Genomic DNA, 18,777 nt, shown 5'->3' with positions numbered 1-18,777 from the left:
ACGCGAAGCGGCTTGCCGCAGGCTACCGCCAAGGAAGCCAAGGACGCGAAGGAAGAGAGGAAAAGAATTAATTATGCAACTTTCAGAAAATTCTGTTAATAATACGGCTAGTTTAAAGAATTTGAAGGGGTTTGATCCAAATCATCCACCTGATCCGAAGTTGATTGATAGTTGTGTGCATTGTGGGTTTTGTCTCTCGACTTGTCCTAGTTATCGGGTGCTGGGTAAGGAGATGGATTCTCCTAGAGGACGCATCTATTTAATGGATGCAATTAATGAGGGTGAAATTGCGCTGAATACGGCAACTACAGAACATTTTGATTCTTGTTTGGGTTGTCTTGCTTGTGTGACAACTTGTCCTTCTGGTGTGCAGTATGACAAGTTAATTTCTGCAACTCGTCACCAAGTTGAACGTAATTATCCCCGCAGTTTGCCTGATACACTATATCGCAAACTCATATTTTCTCTGTTTCCTTATCCCAACCTTTTACGGGTTTTATTAGTCCCATTATTGGTTTATCAAAAGTTGGGTTTTGCTAAATTCTTTCGCGCCACGGGCTTACTTAATAAAATATCGCCTCGTTTGGCAGCAATGGAATCAATTCTGCCAGAAATTACGCTCAAATCTTTCCAAGATAATTTACCTACAGTTATTCGCGCCCAAGGTGAGAAACGCTACCGTGTTGGGGTGATTTTGGGATGTGTGCAACGGCTGTTTTTCTCACCAGTGAATGAAGCGACGGTGCGAGTTTTAACGGCGAATGGTTGTGAAGTTGTAATTCCCAAATCTCAAGGTTGTTGTGCAGCGCTTCCTGAACACCAAGGGCAAACAGAACAAGCGAAAGCTTTAGCTAGGCAGATGATTGATAGTTTTGCCAATACTAATGTAGATTTCGTGATTATCAATGCTGCTGGTTGTGGTCATACTTTAAAAGAATATGGTCACATCTTAGAAGATGATCCAGAGTATCGAGAAAAAGCTAAGAAATTTGCAGCTAATGTTAAAGATGCTCAAGAGTTTTTGGCAACTATTGGTATAACAGCAAAACTGTCGCCGCTGACTGATAAACCTTTGAATTTAGTTTATCAAGATGCTTGTCATTTATTGCATGGACAAAAGATTAGTGTGCAACCGCGTCAGGTATTGCGGCAAATTCCAGGAGTTAAGTTAAGAGAACCAATAGACGCAGCGTTGTGTTGTGGCAGTGCCGGGGTTTACAATATGCTGCAACCGGAAATAGCTGATGAATTGGGTCAGCAAAAAGTGCAGAATTTGTTGAATACTGGTGCTGAGTTAATTGCTTCTGCTAATCCTGGTTGTACGTTGCAGATTACTAAGCATTTAAAGTTGCAGGGTAAAGAAATTTCGGTAATTCATCCGATGGAGTTGTTGGATTATTCGATTCGCGGCGTGAAGTTGGAATTGTAGACATTACTGAGGTGCGTTACGTGTTTGCTAATGCACCTTAAAATTCTTAGTTATTATCTCTCAAATCCTCATCCAATATTGCTTCTATATCTCGTGCGCCATGAATGACTCGAAGAATTTCTATGCCTAGCTCAGTAACGCGGTAAAAGATAATATATTTTTTAAATCCTTTGATTGCATACTGTCGAATATCTCCCAGAGAAGGATGAGAAAATTGACAATTTTTTCCTATCCCAGGTATCTTTGCCAGTTGTTGGAAGGTTTTTTCTGCTACTGCTAAAAATGCTATGTAGGTTGCTAGTTCTATCAGGTCACGGATGACTTGCGGTCGTTTATTTACCTCAGACATTACTGCTAAATTGACCCTTGATGCTTGGTAATTCTTTCACGTACTGCTTGACGGATGTCTTCCCAATCTTTAGTGGTCATCTCAGTTGCAGTTCCAGAATTTAATCCTTCTAATAACATCGCTTCGAGATGTTCACTGGCTTTGCGCTTTTGATCATCACGCACTAACTCACGAAAATACTCGCTTACGCTACTGTACCCACCTTTAGCCACTTGTTCCTCTATATAAGTTCGCATAGAGTCAGGTAGAGAGATATTTATGCTTTTCATACTACTTTTTAAATTTAACTATAACTATCATGGCAATTTTTGCCATTTTATGCCAAACATTTTTGTTATCTCTTGGTAAAGCCACGAACAGAGTGGGAATCTCATCCGAAATAGGGGTTTTCTCCTCTGTATAATCACTGAAATGGGCAGTGGTATCAGGGCGATTTGTGATGAAACTTGATTTAGTAAAGTTTTTTCAGGCTTGCAACCCCAGCAAAACTTTGGTTGTGAGTAAACCGGAGGATAGGCAATATTATATTGATTTCTCTGAAGTACGTGGCTCCAAAATTATTGAGGAATTAGGGCGAACTATCAGCCGCCTTTCGCCTGAACAGCCCACTTGCCAATTATTTACAGGACATATAGGCTGTGGCAAATCCACTGAATTACTGCGGTTGAAAGCAGAGTTAGAACAGCAGGGATTTCATGTGGTTTATTTCGAGTCTAGCCAAAGCCTGGATATGGCAGATATTGATGTTACAGATATTTTACTTGCGATCGCCCGCGAAGTTAGTCAAAGTCTAGAAGCTATAAAAATTAACCTCAAACCAGGATACTTTCAAACTCTGTTTACAGAAATTGCTGATTTTTTACAAACGCCTGTAGAACTTGGGGGAGAGTTATCTGTCGGTATTGCCAAGATTACCGCGAAAACTAAAGATAGCCCCAAACTGCGCTCTCAGTTGCGGCAATATTTAGAGCCACGCACCAGTGGCATTTTAGAATCGATTAATAAAGAATTGCTCAAACCTGCGATAGAAAAACTCAAGCAGCAAGGTAAAAAAGGACTGGTAGTAATTGTAGATAATCTCGACCGAGTTGATAACTCGTTGAAGCCTTCCGGTTATTACCAACCTGAATATTTATTTGTCGAACGTGGTGAACAGTTAAACCAGCTAAATTGTCATGTCGTCTACACTATTCCCCTAGTGTTGATTTTCTCCAACGCTTTGGGAAGGTTAACAAATCGCTTTGGGGTAGACCCGAAGGTTTTACCTATGGTTCCTGTGCAGCTACAAGATAGTTCTCAATTTTCACAGGGAGTTACACTGCTACAACAGATGGTGATGGCGAGGGCTTTTCCTGGTGTAAGTTGGGAACAAAACCAGTATTTAATTACAGAAGTATTTGATAGCCCTGATACATTAGAGCGACTTTGCTTAGTTAGTGGCGGTCATTTACGGAATTTGCTGATGTTGTTGTTTCGCTGTCTTCAGCAAGAAGACCCACCCCTGTCGCGGGAGTGTATAGATAGAGTGATAAAACAACGCCGCAACGAGCTAACTTTAGCAATTACATCTGATGAATGGGAATTACTGCGTAAGGTGGCGCAAGAGAAAAGCTTGAGAGGTCATGAAAGATACGAACTTTTGCTCCGCAGTATGTTTGTATTTGAATACCGAAATGAGGATGGTTCGTGGTTTGATATCAATCCGATTTTGGCAGAAGCCAAGGAATTTAGGTTATGAATCAATGTAGAAACCTAGCTAGGTCTCTCCTGGTCGGAATTAGCCCGCGCAGGCGGGCTTTGTCTGTGTAGCCGCGACTTCCAGTCGCTTGCTACTTAGAAAACTCCTCTCCAAATCTCTCACCTGCAAGGCTACGGTGTACACACAAGTCGGCAGACCTCTCCCCATACCCCTCTCCGATGCGGAGAGGGGCTTTGAGGATTGGCTCCCCTTCCCTGCTAGGGAAGGGGCTGGGGGTTAGGTCTGGGAGCGCTTTGAGCAAAATAAGTAACGTGTACACTGTAGCCTGCAAGGAGAGAGGTTTATAAAACTCACGTTTGATTAAAGTCGTGATGGGAGCGGCCTTAGTCGCGACGGGAGCAGTTTCAGTCGTGACGTAAACCATTTCAGTAGGGTGTGTTATCGCCGAGAGTACGGCACCATCAATAATTAAAATGCGATCGCTTACGGCATAACACACACCACTTCCATGATGTAATTATACAAACAGCTAATATAAGGAAAATTATCTATGTTATGAGTAATCAGCACGGGCCAGAAAATTTAGCCGCTGACAATGAGCGTTCTTTGCAAACTCTGGTGCGAGCAATTACCCTTTCTCAGGGAGAATTTTCGCTGATTTTGCTGCGCTGTAATTATGCTGCTTTACGTCAGCGCATGGTAGAACGTCTGCACCAACTATCTCCTGTACAGATTCGCGAAATTACATTACCTGCATCAGTCAAAACGCTTTACACAAAAATATCTGAGCAACTGGGGGATGAACAGCCACCTGCATTAATGGTTTTTGGTTTGGAGTCGGTTAAAGATGTTGACACAGTTCTGACTTCGGCTAACCAAGTACGAGAAGAGTTTAGAAAGAACTTTCCTTTTCCGATATTGTTGTGGGTTAATGACCAAGTTCTACAAAAGTTTATTCGCTTAGCGACCGATTTGGAGAATTGGGCAACTATTATTGATTTTGAAAATCTTACTAACGAGTTAGTCAACTTCCTTCAGCTAAAAACTGATCAAATATTTGCTGGCGATGTCACGCCTAATGCACAAACTTGTTGGGAATTACGAACAGCTTTTCAGGATTTGCAAAATCGTGGGCAAGTTTTAGAAGCAGCAATTCAAGCTGGTTTAGAATTTGCGATTGGTTTACATGATTATCTACATGACCAGATAGATTCTGCTTTAGTACATTATCAACAAAGTTTAAATTTTTATCAACAAAGTAATTATTTAGAACGCCAAGGTATCTTACTAGTTAAGATTGCTTTAGCTTATGACCGCCAAGCCAAAAAGAATCAAGTAGAAAATATCAGGTATTGGCAAGCAGCCAGGAATTATCTTGAGCAAGCTATTGATATCTTTGAGCAAGCACAACGTTCAGATTTAGTCGCCAAACACATTACTAAACTGGGTGAAGTACTGCGGCATTTACAAGCATGGACTGATTTGCAAAGCCTTGTTGATAAATCTCTGCCGCTACATCAAACTTATGGTACTCCTTTGCAATTAGCTCAAGATTATGGTTTTTTGGCAGAGGTAACCTTAGATTTATCACGCTGGGATGAAGCCCAACAACTTGCAGGGCAAGCATTGCAAATATTAGCTGATATCCCTAATCTACTACCACATGAATTTGGATTATATCGATTTATTTTAGCTAAGTCGCATCATGGTTCAGGACAAGTTAAAGCAGCAATTGATAATTTAGAAACTGCAAAATCTGAAATTAATCATCAATATGAGCCACAACTATATATATCTATTTTAGAGAAGTTAAGTAAGCTCTACTTTGAGCAAAGTGAATATCGCAGAGCTTTTCAGATTAAGCAAGAACAACTGCAAATTGAACAGCAATATGGTTTACGTGCGTTTATTGGTGCATCTTATCTCAATCCCCAGCGACAGGCAATTAGTCTGACACAGTTGCAGGTAGAAAATCCTGAAACCATTGCTGAAGAAATTGCGGCTTCTGGTCGCGGACAAGATGTGAAGCGGTTGCGTGAAAGAATTAGCGGAACTGAGCATAAATTAATTGTGATTCATGGTCAGTCAGGAGTGGGAAAAAGTTCGATTTTGCAAGGTGGATTAATACCAGCGTTGCAACAGCAACCAATAGGTGAGCGAGATGCTTTACCTATTCTGTTGCGAGTGTATACAGATTGGGTAGCGATGTTGGGTGGGTGTTTGGCTAAGGCTTTTGAGGAAGTCAGAGGTCAGCAATTAGCTATTAATCTTGATTCTTCGGCAGCTATTTTAAGACAATTACAGAACAATGCCGACCGGAATCTGTTAACGATTTTAATATTTGACCAGTTTGAAGAGTTTTTCTTTGTTTATCCAGACCAAAGGCAAAGGCTAGCATTTTATGAGTTTTTACGAGTTTGTCTAGATATTCCCTTTCTCAAAGTGATTCTATCCTTACGGGAAGATTATTTACATTATTTATTAGAGTTAGACCGACTATTTGATTTAAGTGTCATTAATAATAATATTTTAGATAAAAAGATTCGCTATTATTTGGGTAATTTTTCGCCAGCAGATGCCAAGGCTGTTGTAGAGAGTTTAACGGAACGCTCTCACTTTTACCTAGAGCCTGCATTGATTGATGAATTAGTGCAGGATTTAGCAGGTGAAGTAGGGGAGGTACGCCCGATTGAGTTACAAATTGTGGGGACGCAATTACAAACTGATAAAATTACTACTTTAGAAAAGTATCGTCAGTTTGGCAATAAAGAAATACTGGTTGAGCGATTTTTAGAAGAAGTAATTACAGATTGTGGCGCGGAGAATGAACAGGTTGCCCGACTGGTTTTATATTTACTCACAGATGAAAACGGTACTCGTCCCCTGAAGACTCGTGCTGAGTTAGCAGCAGATTTGGCAACAGAAGTTGACAAACTAGATTTGGTTTTAGAGATTTTTGTGGCATCAAGGTTAGTATTGCTGTTACCAGAATCGCCGGCTGACCGTTATCAATTGGTGCATGATTATTTAGTATCTTTTATTCGCCAACAGCAGGGAAGTGAGTTATTAGCAGAATTGGAAAAAGTTAGGGAACAGCAGAAGCTAACAGAAGCGGAACTAAAGCGTGAACAAGAGGCAAGGCAGATATTAGCTGATGCTAAACGCAAAGCTGACCAGCAAATTCAAGAGGGACGCAAGCGATTGGCGGTAAGTTCTGGTTTAGCGGTGTGTCTATTATTATTGGCGGGTGTATCATCTTTATATGCGTGGGGTCAAATTCAAGTTGCTAAAGATGCTGGTAACAAAAAAGAACAGGCAGAAAAGAAATTTACAACGGCTGAAGTCAACTACAATCAAGTAACTCAACGCTTGCAAGCTACGCAAAAACAACAGCTAGAAATCCAGAAGAAAGCGCAAGCATTAGAAGCTAAAAAGAAAGATGCTGAGCAAAAGTTTCAAGCAGCGCAAAAAAATCAGCAAGCTGCACAAATAGAAGCTCAACAAGCTAACCAAAACCTGCAAAATGCTAAAGCACAATTAGTTCAGGTAAATCAACAAGCAGTAAAATTACAAGATAAAAGTAGCAAGGCAGAAGCAAGAATTGAAACAATTAGCCAACAGGTAAAAACTGCTGAAGCTAAATCACAACAAGCAAAAACACAACAACAAGAAGCAGAGGATAAAGCAAAACAGGCTCAAATTATTTTGAGTCAAGCACAAGCAGCTTTGACAAAAGCAGATAGAGATAGACGTGCAGCAGAAACAGCACAAAAAGAAGCACAAAAGGGAACAGAATTAGAACGGGCAGGTGTTAATGCTTTAAGACAGTTTGAGTATGCCGGCGAGTTAGAATCGCTGGCAGCAGTAATGCAGAGTGGGAAAGAGTTGAAAACTTTGGTAAAAGATGGTCGCCCTTTAGAAAAATATCCAGCTATCAGCCCGATTTATGCTTTGGATAGTATTCTCAATAAAATTAAAGAACGTAACCAGTTTCAAGGGCATCAAAACACTGTCAGAAGTGTGAGTTTCAGCCCGGACGGCAAAACCATCGCCACGGCATCAGATGACAACACAGCGCGGTTGTGGAACTTGCAAGGGCAGTTGCTCCAAGAATTCAAAGGGCATCAAAGCACAGTCTATAGTGTGAGTTTCAGCCCGGACGGCAAAACCATCGCCACGGCATCAAATGACAACACAGCGCGGTTGTGGAACTTGCAAGGGCAGTTGCTCCAAGAATTCAAAGGGCATCAAGGCGGTGTCTGGGGTGTGAGTTTCAGCCCAGACGGCAAAACCATCGCCACGGCATCATCTGACAACACAGCGCGGTTGTGGAACTTGCAAGGGCAGTTGCTCCAAGAATTCAAAGGGCATCAAGGCGGTGTCTGGGGTGTGAGTTTCAGCCCAGACGGCAAAACCATCGCCACGGCATCAGATGACAACACAGCGCGGTTGTGGAACTTGCAAGGGCAGTTGCTCCAAGAATTCAAAGGGCATCAAAGCACAGTCTATAGTGTGAGTTTCAGCCCGGACGGCAAAACCATCGCCACGGCATCAGATGACAAGACAGCGCGGTTGTGGAACTTGCAAGGGCAGTTGCTCCAAGAATTCAAAGGGCATCAAAGCACGGTCTTAAGTGTGAGTTTCAGCCGGGACGGCAAAACCATCGCCACGGCATCATCTGACAACACAGCGCGGTTGTGGAACTTGCAAGGGCAGTTGCTCCAAGAATTCAAAGGGCATCAAGGCAGTGTCTTAAGTGTGAGTTTCAGCCGGGACGGCAAAACCATCGCCACGGCATCAAATGACAAGACAGCGCGGTTGTGGAACTTGCAAGGGCAGTTGCTCCAAGAATTCAAAGGGCATCAAAGCACGGTCTTAAGTGTGAGTTTCAGCCGGGACGGCAAAACCATCGCCACGGCATCATCTGACAACACAGCGCGGTTGTGGAACTTGCAAGGGCAGTTGCTCCAAGAATTCAAAGGGCATCAAGGCGGTGTCTGGGGTGTGAGTTTCAGCCCAGACGGCAAAACCATCGCCACGGCATCATCTGACAACACAGCGCGGTTGTGGAACTTGCAAGGGCAGTTGCTCCAAGAATTCAAAGGGCATCAAGGCAGTGTCTATAGTGTGAGTTTCAGCCCGGACGGCAAAACCATCGCCACGGCATCATCTGACAACACAGCGCGGTTGTGGAACTTGCAAGGGCAACTGCTCCAAGAATTCAAAGGGCATCAAGGCTTTGTCTTAAGTGTGAGTTTCAGCCGGGACGGCAAAACCATCGCCACGGCATCAGATGACAACACAGCGCGGTTGTGGAACTTGCAAGGGCAACTGCTCCAAGAATTCAAAGGGTATCAAGGCGGTGTCTTAAGTGTGAGTTTCAGCCCGGACGGCAAAACCATCGCCACGGCATCAGCTGACAACACAGCACGGTTGTGGACGCTCAATGGGCAGTTGCTCCAAGAATTTAAAGGGCATCAGGGCAGTGTTTGGGGTGTGAGTTTCAGCCCGGACGGCAAAACCATTGCCACAGCATCATTAGACAACACAGCGCGGTTGTGGACGCTCAACGGGCAGTTGCTGCAAGAATTCAAAGGGCATCAAGGCGTTATCTATAGTGTGAGTTTCAGCCCGGACGGCAAAACCATCGCCACGGCATCAGCTGACAAGACAGCGCGGTTGTGGCCTGTGGAGAATTTAGACCAATTGTTGGTGCGGGGTTGCAATTGGCTGCATGATTATTTGCAGAATAACCCGAATTTGACCAATCGCGACAAGCATCTCTGCGATGATATCAAGTAAAAGCCAAGCGATTCTCCAGAGGAGACGCTGCGCGATCGCACTCTACTCAAATTCTCTCAGGCGATCGCTTTAAATTAACTGAGGCGATCGCTTGACGTTGGTCACCAATATCGTAATGTTGGTGACCAACATCGTAATGTTGATGACTAATATCGTAATGTTGGTGACCAACATCGTAATGTTGATGACCAATATTGTAATGTTGATGACCAATATTGTAATGTTGATGACCAATATTGTAATGTTGATGACCAATATCGTAATGTTGGTGACCAACAGCTGATTAACCAAGGTTTTACCCCACCCTAACCCTCCCCTTATAAAGGGGAGGGAACTAAATTTCCTGTTTCCCCCCTTTACAAGGGGGGATTAAGGGGGGTAATTCGTGGCTGGCAAAAGGCTGGCGATTCTCCAGAGGAGACACTACGCGATCGCACTCTACTCAAATTATCTCAGGCGATCGCCTGACGAGTTTTTCAGTTTTACTAAAGCGATCGCTTTTCATAGCACGATTATACAAATTTTAGATGTGTACAATAAAATTGATGTGCAAGATAAAGCAATAAATCATGCATCGACGAATCAACATCACTTTGCCAGAAGAGACGATTGAACTAATTGATCAAGTCATTGACAAAAGCGATTCTCCAGAGGAGACGCTAGGCGAACGCAGTCGATTCATTAACGAAGCTGTACAATATTATATTGCCGAGAAAGCTTTAGCAAAACTTAGAGAACAGTTAAAAGAGGGAGCTATCCAACGGGCGGAACGTGATTTGGGGTTGGTTGAAGAGTGGTTTGATCTGGAAGAAGAAGCGTGGCACAAAAACGAAAAGTAAACTACCCTAAACGCGGTGAAGTTTACTTAGTTAACTTCGATCCAACTATCGGTGCAGAAATAAAAAAGACACGTCCAGCTTTAATCTTGCAAAATGATATTTCTAACGAATATAGTCAGATTACTGTTGTAGCTGCTATCACCTCAAAGTTTACAGAACCTTTGTATCCTACCGAAGTGCTGATTAGAGTACCAGAAGGTGGTTTGCAAGTTGATTCAGTTATACTGCTCAATCAAATTCGTTCAATTGACAAACAAAGGCTGATCAAACGCTTAGGAATTCTGCACCAAGAAACAGTAGAACTGGTAGATAGAGCAATTCAAATCAGCCTTGGTCTGGTAAAACTTTGAAACTATAGCACTCTACTCAAATTCTCTCATGCGATCGCCTGACGAGTTTCTCAGTTTTGCTAAAGCGATCGCCAATTTTAATTACACCTCAACAGGCACTTTCACCTTTTGCCGCTGACTAGTTGCAATTAACCATTTACCGCCAGAAGGCGCTAACGTAATACCGCGACGTGTAGGTTTAACAGGATAATTATCAACTAATGCTAAATCCATCTGTGACAACACCGTCGCCAATACCAGTTTCATTTCAAATAAAGCAAACGCCATACCAAGACAGCGACGATTACTACCACCAAAGGGGAAATATTCATATTGAGAATATTGGCGTTCTAAAAAGCGTTCTGGCTTAAACTGTTTTGGTTCTGGATATAAATCAGGACGGTGATGAACTAAATATATACAAGGAGAAAGCACTGTCCCAGGCTCAAATTGATAACCCGTGATTTCTATTGGTGACTTAACTACACGCGGTAAGCCTAACATCGCGATGGGATAAATGCGTAATGTCTCTTGACAAACAGCTGTTAAATAAGGCAAACGAAAAACTTCATTCCAATCAGGATTTTCACCAATATTATCTAACTCTGCTAATAGCTTTTGGCGAACTTCTGGCAGATGGTGAATCCAGTATAAAGCCCATGTTAGCGCTGAAGCTGTAGTTTCGTGACCAGCGACTAACAGAGTCATCAACTCATCACGCAATTCAGGATCAGTCATCGGTTCACCATTTTCATCACGCGCCGACATCATCAATGAGAGAATATCGCTACGGGAAGAATCAGGATTATCTCTGCGTTCTTGAATCTCAGCATAGAGAAGTTGATTAATTTGCTGTATTTGCCGCAAGAATTTTCCCCAAGGACTCCACGCGCCTAAATCTACTTGCAGCGCGGGGAAAAATACCATAACAGAACGCAAGGGAGAACCAGATAAATCGAGGACAGAAGGTAAAAGTTTTTGCAATTGGTTAAAACGTTCTCCTTCATGCAAACCAAACACTGCTTGTAAAATCACTTTTAGGGAGATTTGTTGCATGGAGTCACGAACTGAAAAAGCTTCACCAATTTTCCAATTACTGATAGCTTGAGTGGTAATATTAGCAATAATTTGTCCGTAGGCTTTCATGCGATCGCCATGAAAAGGTGGAGTTAACAATCGCCGTTGGCGTTGGTGAGATGTGCCATCTAGCAATAATAAAGAGTTTTCTCCTAACAGAGGTTGTAAAAGCTGACTTGACCCTCTAGCGTCTATTTGCTCTTGTGGAGCTGTAAAAATTTCTTGTATTCCTTTAGGGTTGCTAATAAACACCAGTGGGCTATTGCCTGTTAGCCATAGTGTAAAACAGTCGCCGTGTTCTTTTGCAGAAGTTTCCATCAGTTGCAATGGGTTAAATACCCACTGAATCAACTGTATAAATTTAGGCATTTGTGGACTTTCTGGCAGTTTCATAACAAATACTTTTATAATCGCTATTTCCACTAACTTATAGCATAGAAAAGAAAGTGAAATATTTTAAGTAAATCTGCCTTTGGGTAATTTAGATACAAAAGTGATCGCAACTACACTTGACTAGCGAAACAAATATATTTTGAATCTAAATTGCTATGGTAGATATTTATATTATTGACCTATTGGTTATTGGTATACTTTTGCTCACAGTCACATTAGGGTCAGGCTGGATTTCTAGATTACCTCTTTCTTTTGCAATTATCTATCTAGTGGTTGGGATTTTATTAGGGCCTTATGGCTTTGGGCTGATTCAATTACGCCGAGATGAAGTATTTAATGCTCATTTGCTGGAGAAAGTCACAGAAATTGTAGTAATTATTTCTGTATTTGGCTGCGGTTTAAAAATTGTTCGTCCTTTAAGGTTAGAAGTCTGGGGAATTACAGCGCGACTCATCGGATTTTTAATGCCAATTTCAATTTTTGCACTCGCTGTTGTAGGTAAATTCTTTTTAGGAATGAATTGGGGTGAGGCGATATTATTAGGAGCAATCCTCGCCCCAACTGATCCAGTATTAGCTTCTGAAGTTCAATTGACAGATACAAAAGATAAAGATGAATTGCGCTTTGGTTTAACTTCTGAAGGTGGGTTAAATGATGCTTTAGCTTTTCCCTTCGTTTATTTTGGTATTTATGCCCTAAAAGATGATAACTGGGGTAATTGGTTTAAAGGTTGGGTTTTAGTTGATTTAATTTGGGCGATCGCTGCTGGGATTGTCATGGGATTTATTGTGGCTAAAGCAATAGTTTGGCTTGATCAGAAAGTTCAAAAACACCGTAAAGCTGATGAGGTGATGGAAGACTTTGTGGCGATCGCTACGATTTTGGTAACTTATTCTTTGACAGAAATTGTTAATGGCTATGGCTTTTTAGCAGTATTTGTTGCTGGGTTAGTGGTACAACGCAGTTACAGAAATCCTGATAAGCCACTGGGACAGTTAGAATTTATAGAGCGAATGGAAAAGCTATTAGAAATCGGCACAATTTTGTTATTGGGGTCGATATTATTAGTCAAGCCAATGCTCAACTATGCTCCTCAATCTCTGTTAGTGATAATTTTATTATTTTTAGTAATCCGACCTCTAGGAGTCTGGATTAGTACAATAGGAAAACGTCCTATATATTCTCACCGCCGTACCTTGAATCCAGGAACACGTTGGTTATTTGGTTGGTTTGGAATCCGCGGTGTTGGCTCTTTATATTATCTTGCCTATGCGTTTGGTAAAGGCTTAGAAGGCGAAACTGCCGAACAAATATCTTGGATAACTTACACTACTATTGTAGTTTCTGTAATTGTACATGGAATTAGTGCAACTCCTTTAATGAAGTGGTATGAGCGCAGCATTGCCAAATACAGCAAATCTCCTTCTCCTGCTACAATTGATGAGTTTGAGTAAATTTTAAGAACATAAAGGAGCCATAATTTAGAATTGAATTAGTTAGGAGTTTAAACTCCAATTCATTCTAAAATATGACTCCTAATACTATCTCAATTAATGATTGCAACACATCCTTGGGTAAAGAGGCGATTCATGGCGTCTCTACAGATGGTTTGTTTGTCGCAGTCTTTTTTCAAATTGGTATAACTTGGGAATTATTTCTTGTCTACTACTTACCTGTTACCTTCTCAACAGCTTTATCTATTAAATTAGGCTCAGAATTTCCTTCAGCCTTTAAATTTCTTTCGTAAGCCTTCTCTATAGTTCCAAGATTTTTAGAATCTTTTACCGCTTGTTCGTAAGCCTCTTGCCGATCTTCTTCTTGAATGCCGACACCCGGATCAAATTCGTTAGCCCGGTTAATTTTTTCTTCTGGAGTTGGTTTATAGTCTGGAGGTATTAGCTTTAGTTCTTCAAGGGTTGTTGCGTAACTTGGCTGCTGAATAAAAATGCCTAAACCTGATACGCTAATGAAAATCATTAAACCCAAAACCAAAATTTTAGAACGTAGTGCTTGCTTTAAATTTGATAAGATTCGTTGCATATAAATCCCCTCTTTAACTTCTGTTTGCAGTCTTAGCAATGTGTAGATAGAGTTAAGTACCTACGCAATCTAAGGTTCAGAGGTATCCTACGTTTTTAAGTGCAACTCTTCTTCTACCAAAGGGTATATTATTGTAATTCGTAATTAATAAGTATTAGATTAAATCTGAATTTAGCAGTTTTTATATAATCATTTTATAAATAAATATGCTTATACCAATTCTATTTAAACATGCACTTGATTCGACCCCCCTGTAGTTCCCCCTTATACCATTTAACTTTAAGAATGATACAAATACTTTGGTAGAGACACGGCATTGCCGTGTCCCTACGAGAAATGTATATCTATCAAGATTTTCGTGAATTGGTATTACCAAGGGGGGACACCGAAGGCGGGGGGTAAATATAATGCAGCTTCACAGATAAACGGTATTAGTGAATTGTAGTTACACTTTAGAGCTAAAGCGCAACTACAAACATTTTTATCGATATCTGTTCAATAATTACTACAGCCAATCCTGCTCAATTTTCATTCCCCGGCTTTGTATTGCTTGAATAAATAAATCTGTTGACAAAGCTTCTTCTACAGGCCAAACACCTGGTTTATTGAGTTTACCTTCTAGCAATAATTGGGCAATAGTACCAGTACCAATGCCAGAAGCGACTGCCGTATTTTCATAGACTACAGTTGAACAATAAATGGCAGTTTTACCATTTTTTATCCCTTCAACTTCAGAACGTACTGCTACTCCAATACCAGTAAAACCATTGGTGACATCTGTCATAAAATGGCTGACATGAGACAAAAATTCAATCATGTAGCGACGTTGCATTAACCACTTAGGAAAAACGTGTGCCGCAATCCAAGTTAAGTGATTGTAAAAATCAGGAATAGAGCCAAACTTGGTAATTACAGTTTTAACTGAGGGGAAAGCGTGGGGTAATGTAAAGGTTTCTGGCATATCAAACCAGTAAACTCCACTACGTCCATAGGGAGATGGGAAGTTAATGATCTCTCTATCAGAATAGGGATTTACTAACTGCCATTTCCCACGTATCCAAGCTTCAAAGGGATGCTGCAATCCTAAAAAAGTTGTCCGCATTACTGTGACACCAGCACCACCAGAACCAGAAACCAAATAACTTAAATGTATCTTTTCTGGTTTATCGAATTGCTCGACACCCTCACGTACCATGCTGTTAGAAATGCCAGGAAAAATGCCAGTGTTAATAATCGCTGTCACCCCAGCAGCAGAAGCTTTTTCATGACAATTGAGAGCCTTACTGGTATAAGAACGGTGATCACTGACATCTACATAGTTAACGCCTTGGGCAATACAAGTTTCGAGAACATTAGTGTCTCGGTAGTGAAATGGCCCAGCACAGTGGATGACTAGATCGGAGTTAGCGATCGCCTTTTCCAACTTATCAACTTCTGCTAAATCCAAAACTAAAAACTGTACTTGCTTTCCCAAAAACGAACTAGCGTCTTTTCCAGTATCTGGAGAACGCCCAGTGATCGTAATCTGTGCTTGCGTGTGGGTGGCTATATCTTGGGCAACACTGCTACCAATTCGCCCCCTTCCTCCAAGAATCAAAACTCGCTCTGTCATTACTCCAGCATCGGCAACACTAACCTTATTTGAGCAGGTTTTTGTTCTGTTTAACATCAGTTACAAGTATGACTTGCCTGAATAGAAAGGAGGAATTTTACAACTGGGTACTGGGTACTGGGTACTGGGGACTGGGGATTGGGAACTCTTAAGAACGGAGACGCAAAAGCCAACGCCGTAAACCAACCTACAAAAAAGCTAAAAATTTAATGCTGTGCATTTAGGAGTGTTTGTTGATTCACAAATAGCTCAACTGCATCATTCCACAGTGATGTAGTTATACCAATTTGAAAAAAGAATGTGACAAATAAACCATCTGTAGAGACGCGATTCATCGCGTCTTCACCCAAGGATGTGTTGCAATCATTAATTGAATTGGTATTACCACAGCTTAAGTTGACACCAGTCCCCAGTCCCCAATCCCTAGTACCCAGTCCCTTTTATTTAAAGACTGATGCCACAGTTGATTTAATCGTACCTCCAGCTTCCTTAATTTTTTGAGCGATCGGTTCCTCGTTATGCAAAAACACCCGCGCACAGTTGCGTCCTGGTAACCCAGAAATTGAACCACCCGGATGAGTTCCTGCACCTGTGAGATACAAATTCTCAATCGGTGTTTTATAATTAGCCAATTCTGGCAAAGGACGGAAACAGAGCATTTGTTCTAAAGTCATGTCGAGGTGATAGTAGTTTCCCTTGTAAGAACCTAAGCGTTCTCCTAATTCAACAGGGCTTTCTACATGACGGGCAATAATTGAATGTTTAACATTGGGCGAATACTGAGCTAATTTATCAATCACCCTGTCTGCTACCTTGTTTTTCAGTTCATCCGTCCAACCCGTACCCTTTAAGCCTGTGCCTTCTGCACCAGCAATTTGATAAGGAGCAAAAAACTCTATCCAAAGTGTATGCTTACCTGCTGGGGCCATTGAAGGGTCGAGTCCGGTAGGCATAACTACGTACATCGACGGATCTTCATCTGGTATTTTGCCTAAAGTAATCTTGCTATGAGCTTGTTCTACATGATTGACAGAATCTGCAATCAAAATAGAACCCATTAAGTAATCATCTTGGTGATTGTGATGTACAAAGCGCAGCGGTTCAGATAAAGCACAATCAATTTTCAAGATGGTTTCATTATTGTTAACGATACGACGGTCTAATCTTTCCCGCAAATTTGCATCGGCACTATCTACATCGCTACCATCCATTAATTGCAGGAATAGCCGTTTGGCATCGATACTTGAGATTACACCTTTATTAGCACGATATTCTTTGCCACCAGCAACCCGCACACCGACAGCTTTACCGTTATCAACTAAAACTTTTTCTACCTTTTGGTGGGTGAGAATAGTGCCACCTTCGCTTTGTACTAGCTTGACTAAAGCATCTGTTAATGCACCAGTACCGCCGCGTGGTCTTGCCATACCAGGATTATGACGCATAATCATCATCATCGCGCCGAAGGACATAGCTTTTTGCGAGGGAGGCGAACTTAGTTCTGCTGATAGTCGGGCGAGGGGTGCTTTGACGAATTCGGAATCAAAATACTCGTTGATATTATCTATCGGGCTGTTGAAGAGAGTACGAAGTAAATCGAGGGTTGTGTCAGCACCACCTAAAATTGAAAACAGGTCTTTTAGATTGTTGAGACCGTAATTGCCAGCAATGTCAACTATTGATTTAGGCGGTGCATTGAAGAAGGGAGTAATTGCTGTAATAAAGCGCTGCCAAAAATCGGCGTATTCAGCATATTTTTGAGCATCACGTTGGCTGTAACGGGCAATTTCTGCACAAGTCTTTTCTATAGATTTATGAGCTAAGAAATACTTGCCATCGGGATGAGGACAAAAAGCAACTGGATCACACTGAAGGTATTCTAAGCCGTATTTATGTAGTTCTAATTCTTGGATGACTGAACCAAAAAAAATAAATAGGTGATTAATCGCGCAGGGATTAAATTTAAACCCAGGCGCTTCTTGGGACATTAATTCTTCAGTTGTACAACCACCACCAGGAAGCGATCGCCCTTCCAATAACAACACACTATACCCAGCTTTCAGTAAGTAGCCAGCACAAACTAAACCATTGTGACCAGCACCAATAATTACAACATCATACGATTCCATAATTGCAACTTCGAGGATTAAAGTATATTCCCCGATATTAGAAAGTGCTTAAGATATCTAAATCTTTCGTGGGTTATATAATTAGGACTGAGGTATTTGTTGAATAAGCTTTTGTCAGTCATCAGTCACTAGGAGGATGCCAACCGCTGATTACCCATCGCTTGCGAGCAACACTGATCACTGGATTATTCATTCGCAGGCGTACAACTGTAGCTCGACCGATAGCAGTTAAACCTTCAACTTTTGTACCATCAGGACTCCAAGCAAAATGGTCAAACCATCTCTGTGCGCGAGGATTGAAAAGTGGTAGAGTTTCTCCTGTTAAGGGATCTACAGATGCGGTTGAGTCACCCTTGAATTCGTTACATGAACGGCAGGCTAAACAAACATTATCAAAAGTAGTATCTCCACCCTTAGAAATCGGCTGAATATGATCATGCGTCAGAGGAATTCCGCTATTTGCTTCAGATGTCAAGCAATAGCAACAACGTGCTTTGTCCCTAACCGCAATTTGATTTCTTAAACTCTCAGAAATGTATGTAGACACGATGAGCTAAGAGGCTGGTACATTATATCCCCGCCAGCGAAGTAATACTGCTGCTTGGGCTTTACGTAGCATGAAAAGGTCAGCCTCATACCGCAATTTCATCAACTCGAAGCGTTCCGCTTCAGTAAGTGTTCCACTAGAGTTACCTTCAAGTAGGATATTGTATCGCTCCATCTCGGCTACTGTTTTTCGATTATGGAGAATTTGCCAGAGAGTATTGTCATCTAGCTTGTCCAATGCGGCAAGGTCAGCTTGAAATTCCTCTGGTACATCATCCCATCCTGGGGGGCTGCCTACTTGTAAAGCATGAATCATCACTTCTTCTAAGGGACGCTGGGTAGCACGCGCTGTGTTAACTAGGCGCTGATAAAGGATTTCAGGAATTTGGAGAGTAACAGTTTCAGCAGGCATATTGATTTTATGGCAATACCAAATGTCTTCAGTTATTAATTTTCTGAATATTTTGCGAGAAGTCTTATTTTGATCATGCCATCTTACTTTAAAAGTCCTCCGTAAAAATGCAAAGACGCAG

At 41.5% G+C, this 18,777-nt stretch carries 18 protein-coding genes; 7 read left to right on the top strand and 11 right to left on the bottom strand.

Going from position 1 to position 18,777, the window contains the following annotated elements; translation table 11 throughout:
- The first annotated feature begins 73 nt into the window (after positions 1 to 73).
- A complete protein-coding gene (locus tag WKK05_RS24555; RefSeq protein WP_341525664.1) occupies positions 74 to 1,429 on the top strand; it encodes a (Fe-S)-binding protein in 1,356 nt (451 codons plus the stop codon).
- A gap of 46 nt (positions 1,430 to 1,475) precedes the next feature.
- On the opposite strand, the gene WKK05_RS24550 is transcribed toward WKK05_RS24555, so the two are convergent.
- Positions 1,476 to 1,778: a type II toxin-antitoxin system RelE/ParE family toxin gene (locus tag WKK05_RS24550; protein ID WP_341525663.1), complete on the bottom strand. Its 303-nt coding sequence runs from the start codon at positions 1,776 to 1,778 to the stop codon at positions 1,476 to 1,478.
- A 5-nt stretch (positions 1,779 to 1,783) separates the two neighbouring features.
- Positions 1,784 to 2,047, bottom strand: a complete 264-nt coding sequence (locus tag WKK05_RS24545; RefSeq protein ID WP_341525662.1) for a type II toxin-antitoxin system ParD family antitoxin — start codon at positions 2,045 to 2,047, stop codon at positions 1,784 to 1,786.
- A gap of 170 nt (positions 2,048 to 2,217) precedes the next feature.
- Here WKK05_RS24545 and WKK05_RS24540 point away from each other — a divergent pair, with 170 nt between their 5' ends.
- The gene (locus WKK05_RS24540) at positions 2,218 to 3,516 is read left to right on the top strand and encodes a P-loop NTPase fold protein (protein ID WP_341525661.1); all 1,299 of its coding nucleotides are present in this window, start codon (positions 2,218 to 2,220) and stop codon (positions 3,514 to 3,516) included.
- 91 nt (positions 3,517 to 3,607) lie between these two features.
- Here WKK05_RS24540 and WKK05_RS24535 read toward each other — a convergent pair whose 3' ends face one another.
- Complete coding sequence (locus WKK05_RS24535; protein ID WP_341525660.1) at positions 3,608 to 3,976, bottom strand: hypothetical protein; 369 nt, start codon at positions 3,974 to 3,976, stop codon at positions 3,608 to 3,610.
- A 56-nt stretch (positions 3,977 to 4,032) separates the two neighbouring features.
- On the opposite strand from WKK05_RS24535, the gene WKK05_RS24530 reads away from it, so the two are divergent.
- Complete coding sequence (locus WKK05_RS24530) at positions 4,033 to 9,279, top strand: hypothetical protein (RefSeq protein WP_341525659.1); 5,247 nt, start codon at positions 4,033 to 4,035, stop codon at positions 9,277 to 9,279.
- Between the two features lie 69 nt (positions 9,280 to 9,348).
- Here the strand turns inward: WKK05_RS24530 and WKK05_RS24525 are convergent, their stop codons facing one another.
- Complete coding sequence (locus tag WKK05_RS24525) at positions 9,349 to 9,570, bottom strand: hypothetical protein (RefSeq protein WP_341525658.1); 222 nt, start codon at positions 9,568 to 9,570, stop codon at positions 9,349 to 9,351.
- A gap of 94 nt (positions 9,571 to 9,664) precedes the next feature.
- On the opposite strand from WKK05_RS24525, the gene WKK05_RS24520 reads away from it, so the two are divergent.
- From WKK05_RS24520 to WKK05_RS24510, 3 genes are read left to right on the top strand one after another with little or no spacing between them, the layout of a single operon-like run.
- Positions 9,665 to 9,892 carry a hypothetical protein gene (locus WKK05_RS24520; protein WP_341525657.1) on the top strand — a complete coding sequence of 76 codons (228 nt, stop codon included), beginning with the start codon at positions 9,665 to 9,667 and terminating at the stop codon, positions 9,890 to 9,892.
- Positions 9,849 to 10,118 carry a hypothetical protein gene (locus WKK05_RS24515; protein WP_341525656.1) on the top strand — a complete coding sequence of 90 codons (270 nt, stop codon included), beginning with the start codon at positions 9,849 to 9,851 and terminating at the stop codon, positions 10,116 to 10,118. The genes WKK05_RS24520 and WKK05_RS24515 overlap by 44 nt, the downstream gene beginning before the upstream one ends.
- Entirely contained in the window at positions 10,097 to 10,468 is a 372-nt protein-coding gene (locus WKK05_RS24510) for a type II toxin-antitoxin system PemK/MazF family toxin (RefSeq protein WP_341525655.1), read from the top strand. The genes WKK05_RS24515 and WKK05_RS24510 overlap by 22 nt, the downstream gene beginning before the upstream one ends.
- Positions 10,469 to 10,549: 81 nt before the next feature.
- Here the strand turns inward: WKK05_RS24510 and WKK05_RS24505 are convergent, their stop codons facing one another.
- Positions 10,550 to 11,917 carry a cytochrome P450 gene (locus WKK05_RS24505; RefSeq protein ID WP_341525654.1) on the bottom strand — a complete coding sequence of 456 codons (1,368 nt, stop codon included), beginning with the start codon at positions 11,915 to 11,917 and terminating at the stop codon, positions 10,550 to 10,552.
- A gap of 155 nt (positions 11,918 to 12,072) precedes the next feature.
- Here WKK05_RS24505 and WKK05_RS24500 point away from each other — a divergent pair, with 155 nt between their 5' ends.
- Positions 12,073 to 13,371: a sodium:proton antiporter gene (locus tag WKK05_RS24500; protein WP_341525653.1), complete on the top strand. Its 1,299-nt coding sequence runs from the start codon at positions 12,073 to 12,075 to the stop codon at positions 13,369 to 13,371.
- 211 nt (positions 13,372 to 13,582) lie between these two features.
- Here the strand turns inward: WKK05_RS24500 and WKK05_RS24495 are convergent, their stop codons facing one another.
- The 6 genes from WKK05_RS24495 to WKK05_RS24470 all read right to left on the bottom strand — a co-directional run bounded on the left by WKK05_RS24495 (position 13,583) and on the right by WKK05_RS24470 (position 18,656).
- A complete protein-coding gene (locus WKK05_RS24495; RefSeq protein WP_341525652.1) occupies positions 13,583 to 13,957 on the bottom strand; it encodes a hypothetical protein in 375 nt (124 codons plus the stop codon).
- 505 nt (positions 13,958 to 14,462) lie between these two features.
- A complete protein-coding gene (locus WKK05_RS24490; RefSeq protein WP_341531183.1) occupies positions 14,463 to 15,569 on the bottom strand; it encodes a saccharopine dehydrogenase NADP-binding domain-containing protein in 1,107 nt (368 codons plus the stop codon).
- A 206-nt stretch (positions 15,570 to 15,775) separates the two neighbouring features.
- A complete protein-coding gene (locus WKK05_RS24485) occupies positions 15,776 to 15,904 on the bottom strand; it encodes a hypothetical protein (protein WP_341525651.1) in 129 nt (42 codons plus the stop codon).
- Between the two features lie 105 nt (positions 15,905 to 16,009).
- Positions 16,010 to 17,698, bottom strand: coding sequence for a beta-carotene ketolase CrtO (crtO, locus tag WKK05_RS24480; RefSeq protein WP_341525650.1), 1,689 nt, complete (start codon positions 17,696 to 17,698; stop codon positions 16,010 to 16,012).
- A 121-nt stretch (positions 17,699 to 17,819) separates the two neighbouring features.
- Positions 17,820 to 18,245, bottom strand: a complete 426-nt coding sequence (locus WKK05_RS24475; RefSeq protein ID WP_341525649.1) for an HNH endonuclease — start codon at positions 18,243 to 18,245, stop codon at positions 17,820 to 17,822.
- 6 nt (positions 18,246 to 18,251) lie between these two features.
- Positions 18,252 to 18,656, bottom strand: a complete 405-nt coding sequence (locus WKK05_RS24470; protein ID WP_341525648.1) for a hypothetical protein — start codon at positions 18,654 to 18,656, stop codon at positions 18,252 to 18,254.
- Between the last annotated feature and the right edge of the window lie 121 nt (positions 18,657 to 18,777).

The sequence above is a fragment of the Nostoc sp. UHCC 0302 genome, from assembly GCF_038096175.1.
Classification (GTDB): domain Bacteria; phylum Cyanobacteriota; class Cyanobacteriia; order Cyanobacteriales; family Nostocaceae; genus UHCC-0302.
The sequence above is the reverse complement of the archived record's forward strand: the minus strand, read 5'-3'. Positions and strand labels throughout refer to the sequence as shown.

Bases quoted from the DNA above. Each gene is read 5' to 3' on its own strand.
- WKK05_RS24485 (WP_341525651.1), bottom strand. From the start codon at position 15,904: ATGAATCGCGTCTCTACAGATGGTTTATTTGTCACATTCTTTTTTCAA.
- WKK05_RS24515 (WP_341525656.1), top strand. From the start codon at position 9,849: ATGCATCGACGAATCAACATCACTTTGCCAGAAGAGACGATTGAACTA.
- WKK05_RS24540 (WP_341525661.1), top strand. From the start codon at position 2,218: ATGAAACTTGATTTAGTAAAGTTTTTTCAGGCTTGCAACCCCAGCAAA.
- WKK05_RS24470 (WP_341525648.1), bottom strand. From the start codon at position 18,656: ATGCCTGCTGAAACTGTTACTCTCCAAATTCCTGAAATCCTTTATCAG.
- WKK05_RS24550 (WP_341525663.1), bottom strand. From the start codon at position 1,778: ATGTCTGAGGTAAATAAACGACCGCAAGTCATCCGTGACCTGATAGAA.
- crtO (WP_341525650.1), bottom strand. From the start codon at position 17,698: ATGGAATCGTATGATGTTGTAATTATTGGTGCTGGTCACAATGGTTTA.
- WKK05_RS24505 (WP_341525654.1), bottom strand. From the start codon at position 11,917: ATGAAACTGCCAGAAAGTCCACAAATGCCTAAATTTATACAGTTGATT.
- WKK05_RS24500 (WP_341525653.1), top strand. From the start codon at position 12,073: ATGGTAGATATTTATATTATTGACCTATTGGTTATTGGTATACTTTTG.
- WKK05_RS24530 (WP_341525659.1), top strand. From the start codon at position 4,033: ATGAGTAATCAGCACGGGCCAGAAAATTTAGCCGCTGACAATGAGCGT.
- WKK05_RS24555 (WP_341525664.1), top strand. From the start codon at position 74: ATGCAACTTTCAGAAAATTCTGTTAATAATACGGCTAGTTTAAAGAAT.
- WKK05_RS24545 (WP_341525662.1), bottom strand. From the start codon at position 2,047: ATGAAAAGCATAAATATCTCTCTACCTGACTCTATGCGAACTTATATA.
- WKK05_RS24490 (WP_341531183.1), bottom strand. From the start codon at position 15,569: ATGACAGAGCGAGTTTTGATTCTTGGAGGAAGGGGGCGAATTGGTAGC.
- WKK05_RS24495 (WP_341525652.1), bottom strand. From the start codon at position 13,957: ATGCAACGAATCTTATCAAATTTAAAGCAAGCACTACGTTCTAAAATT.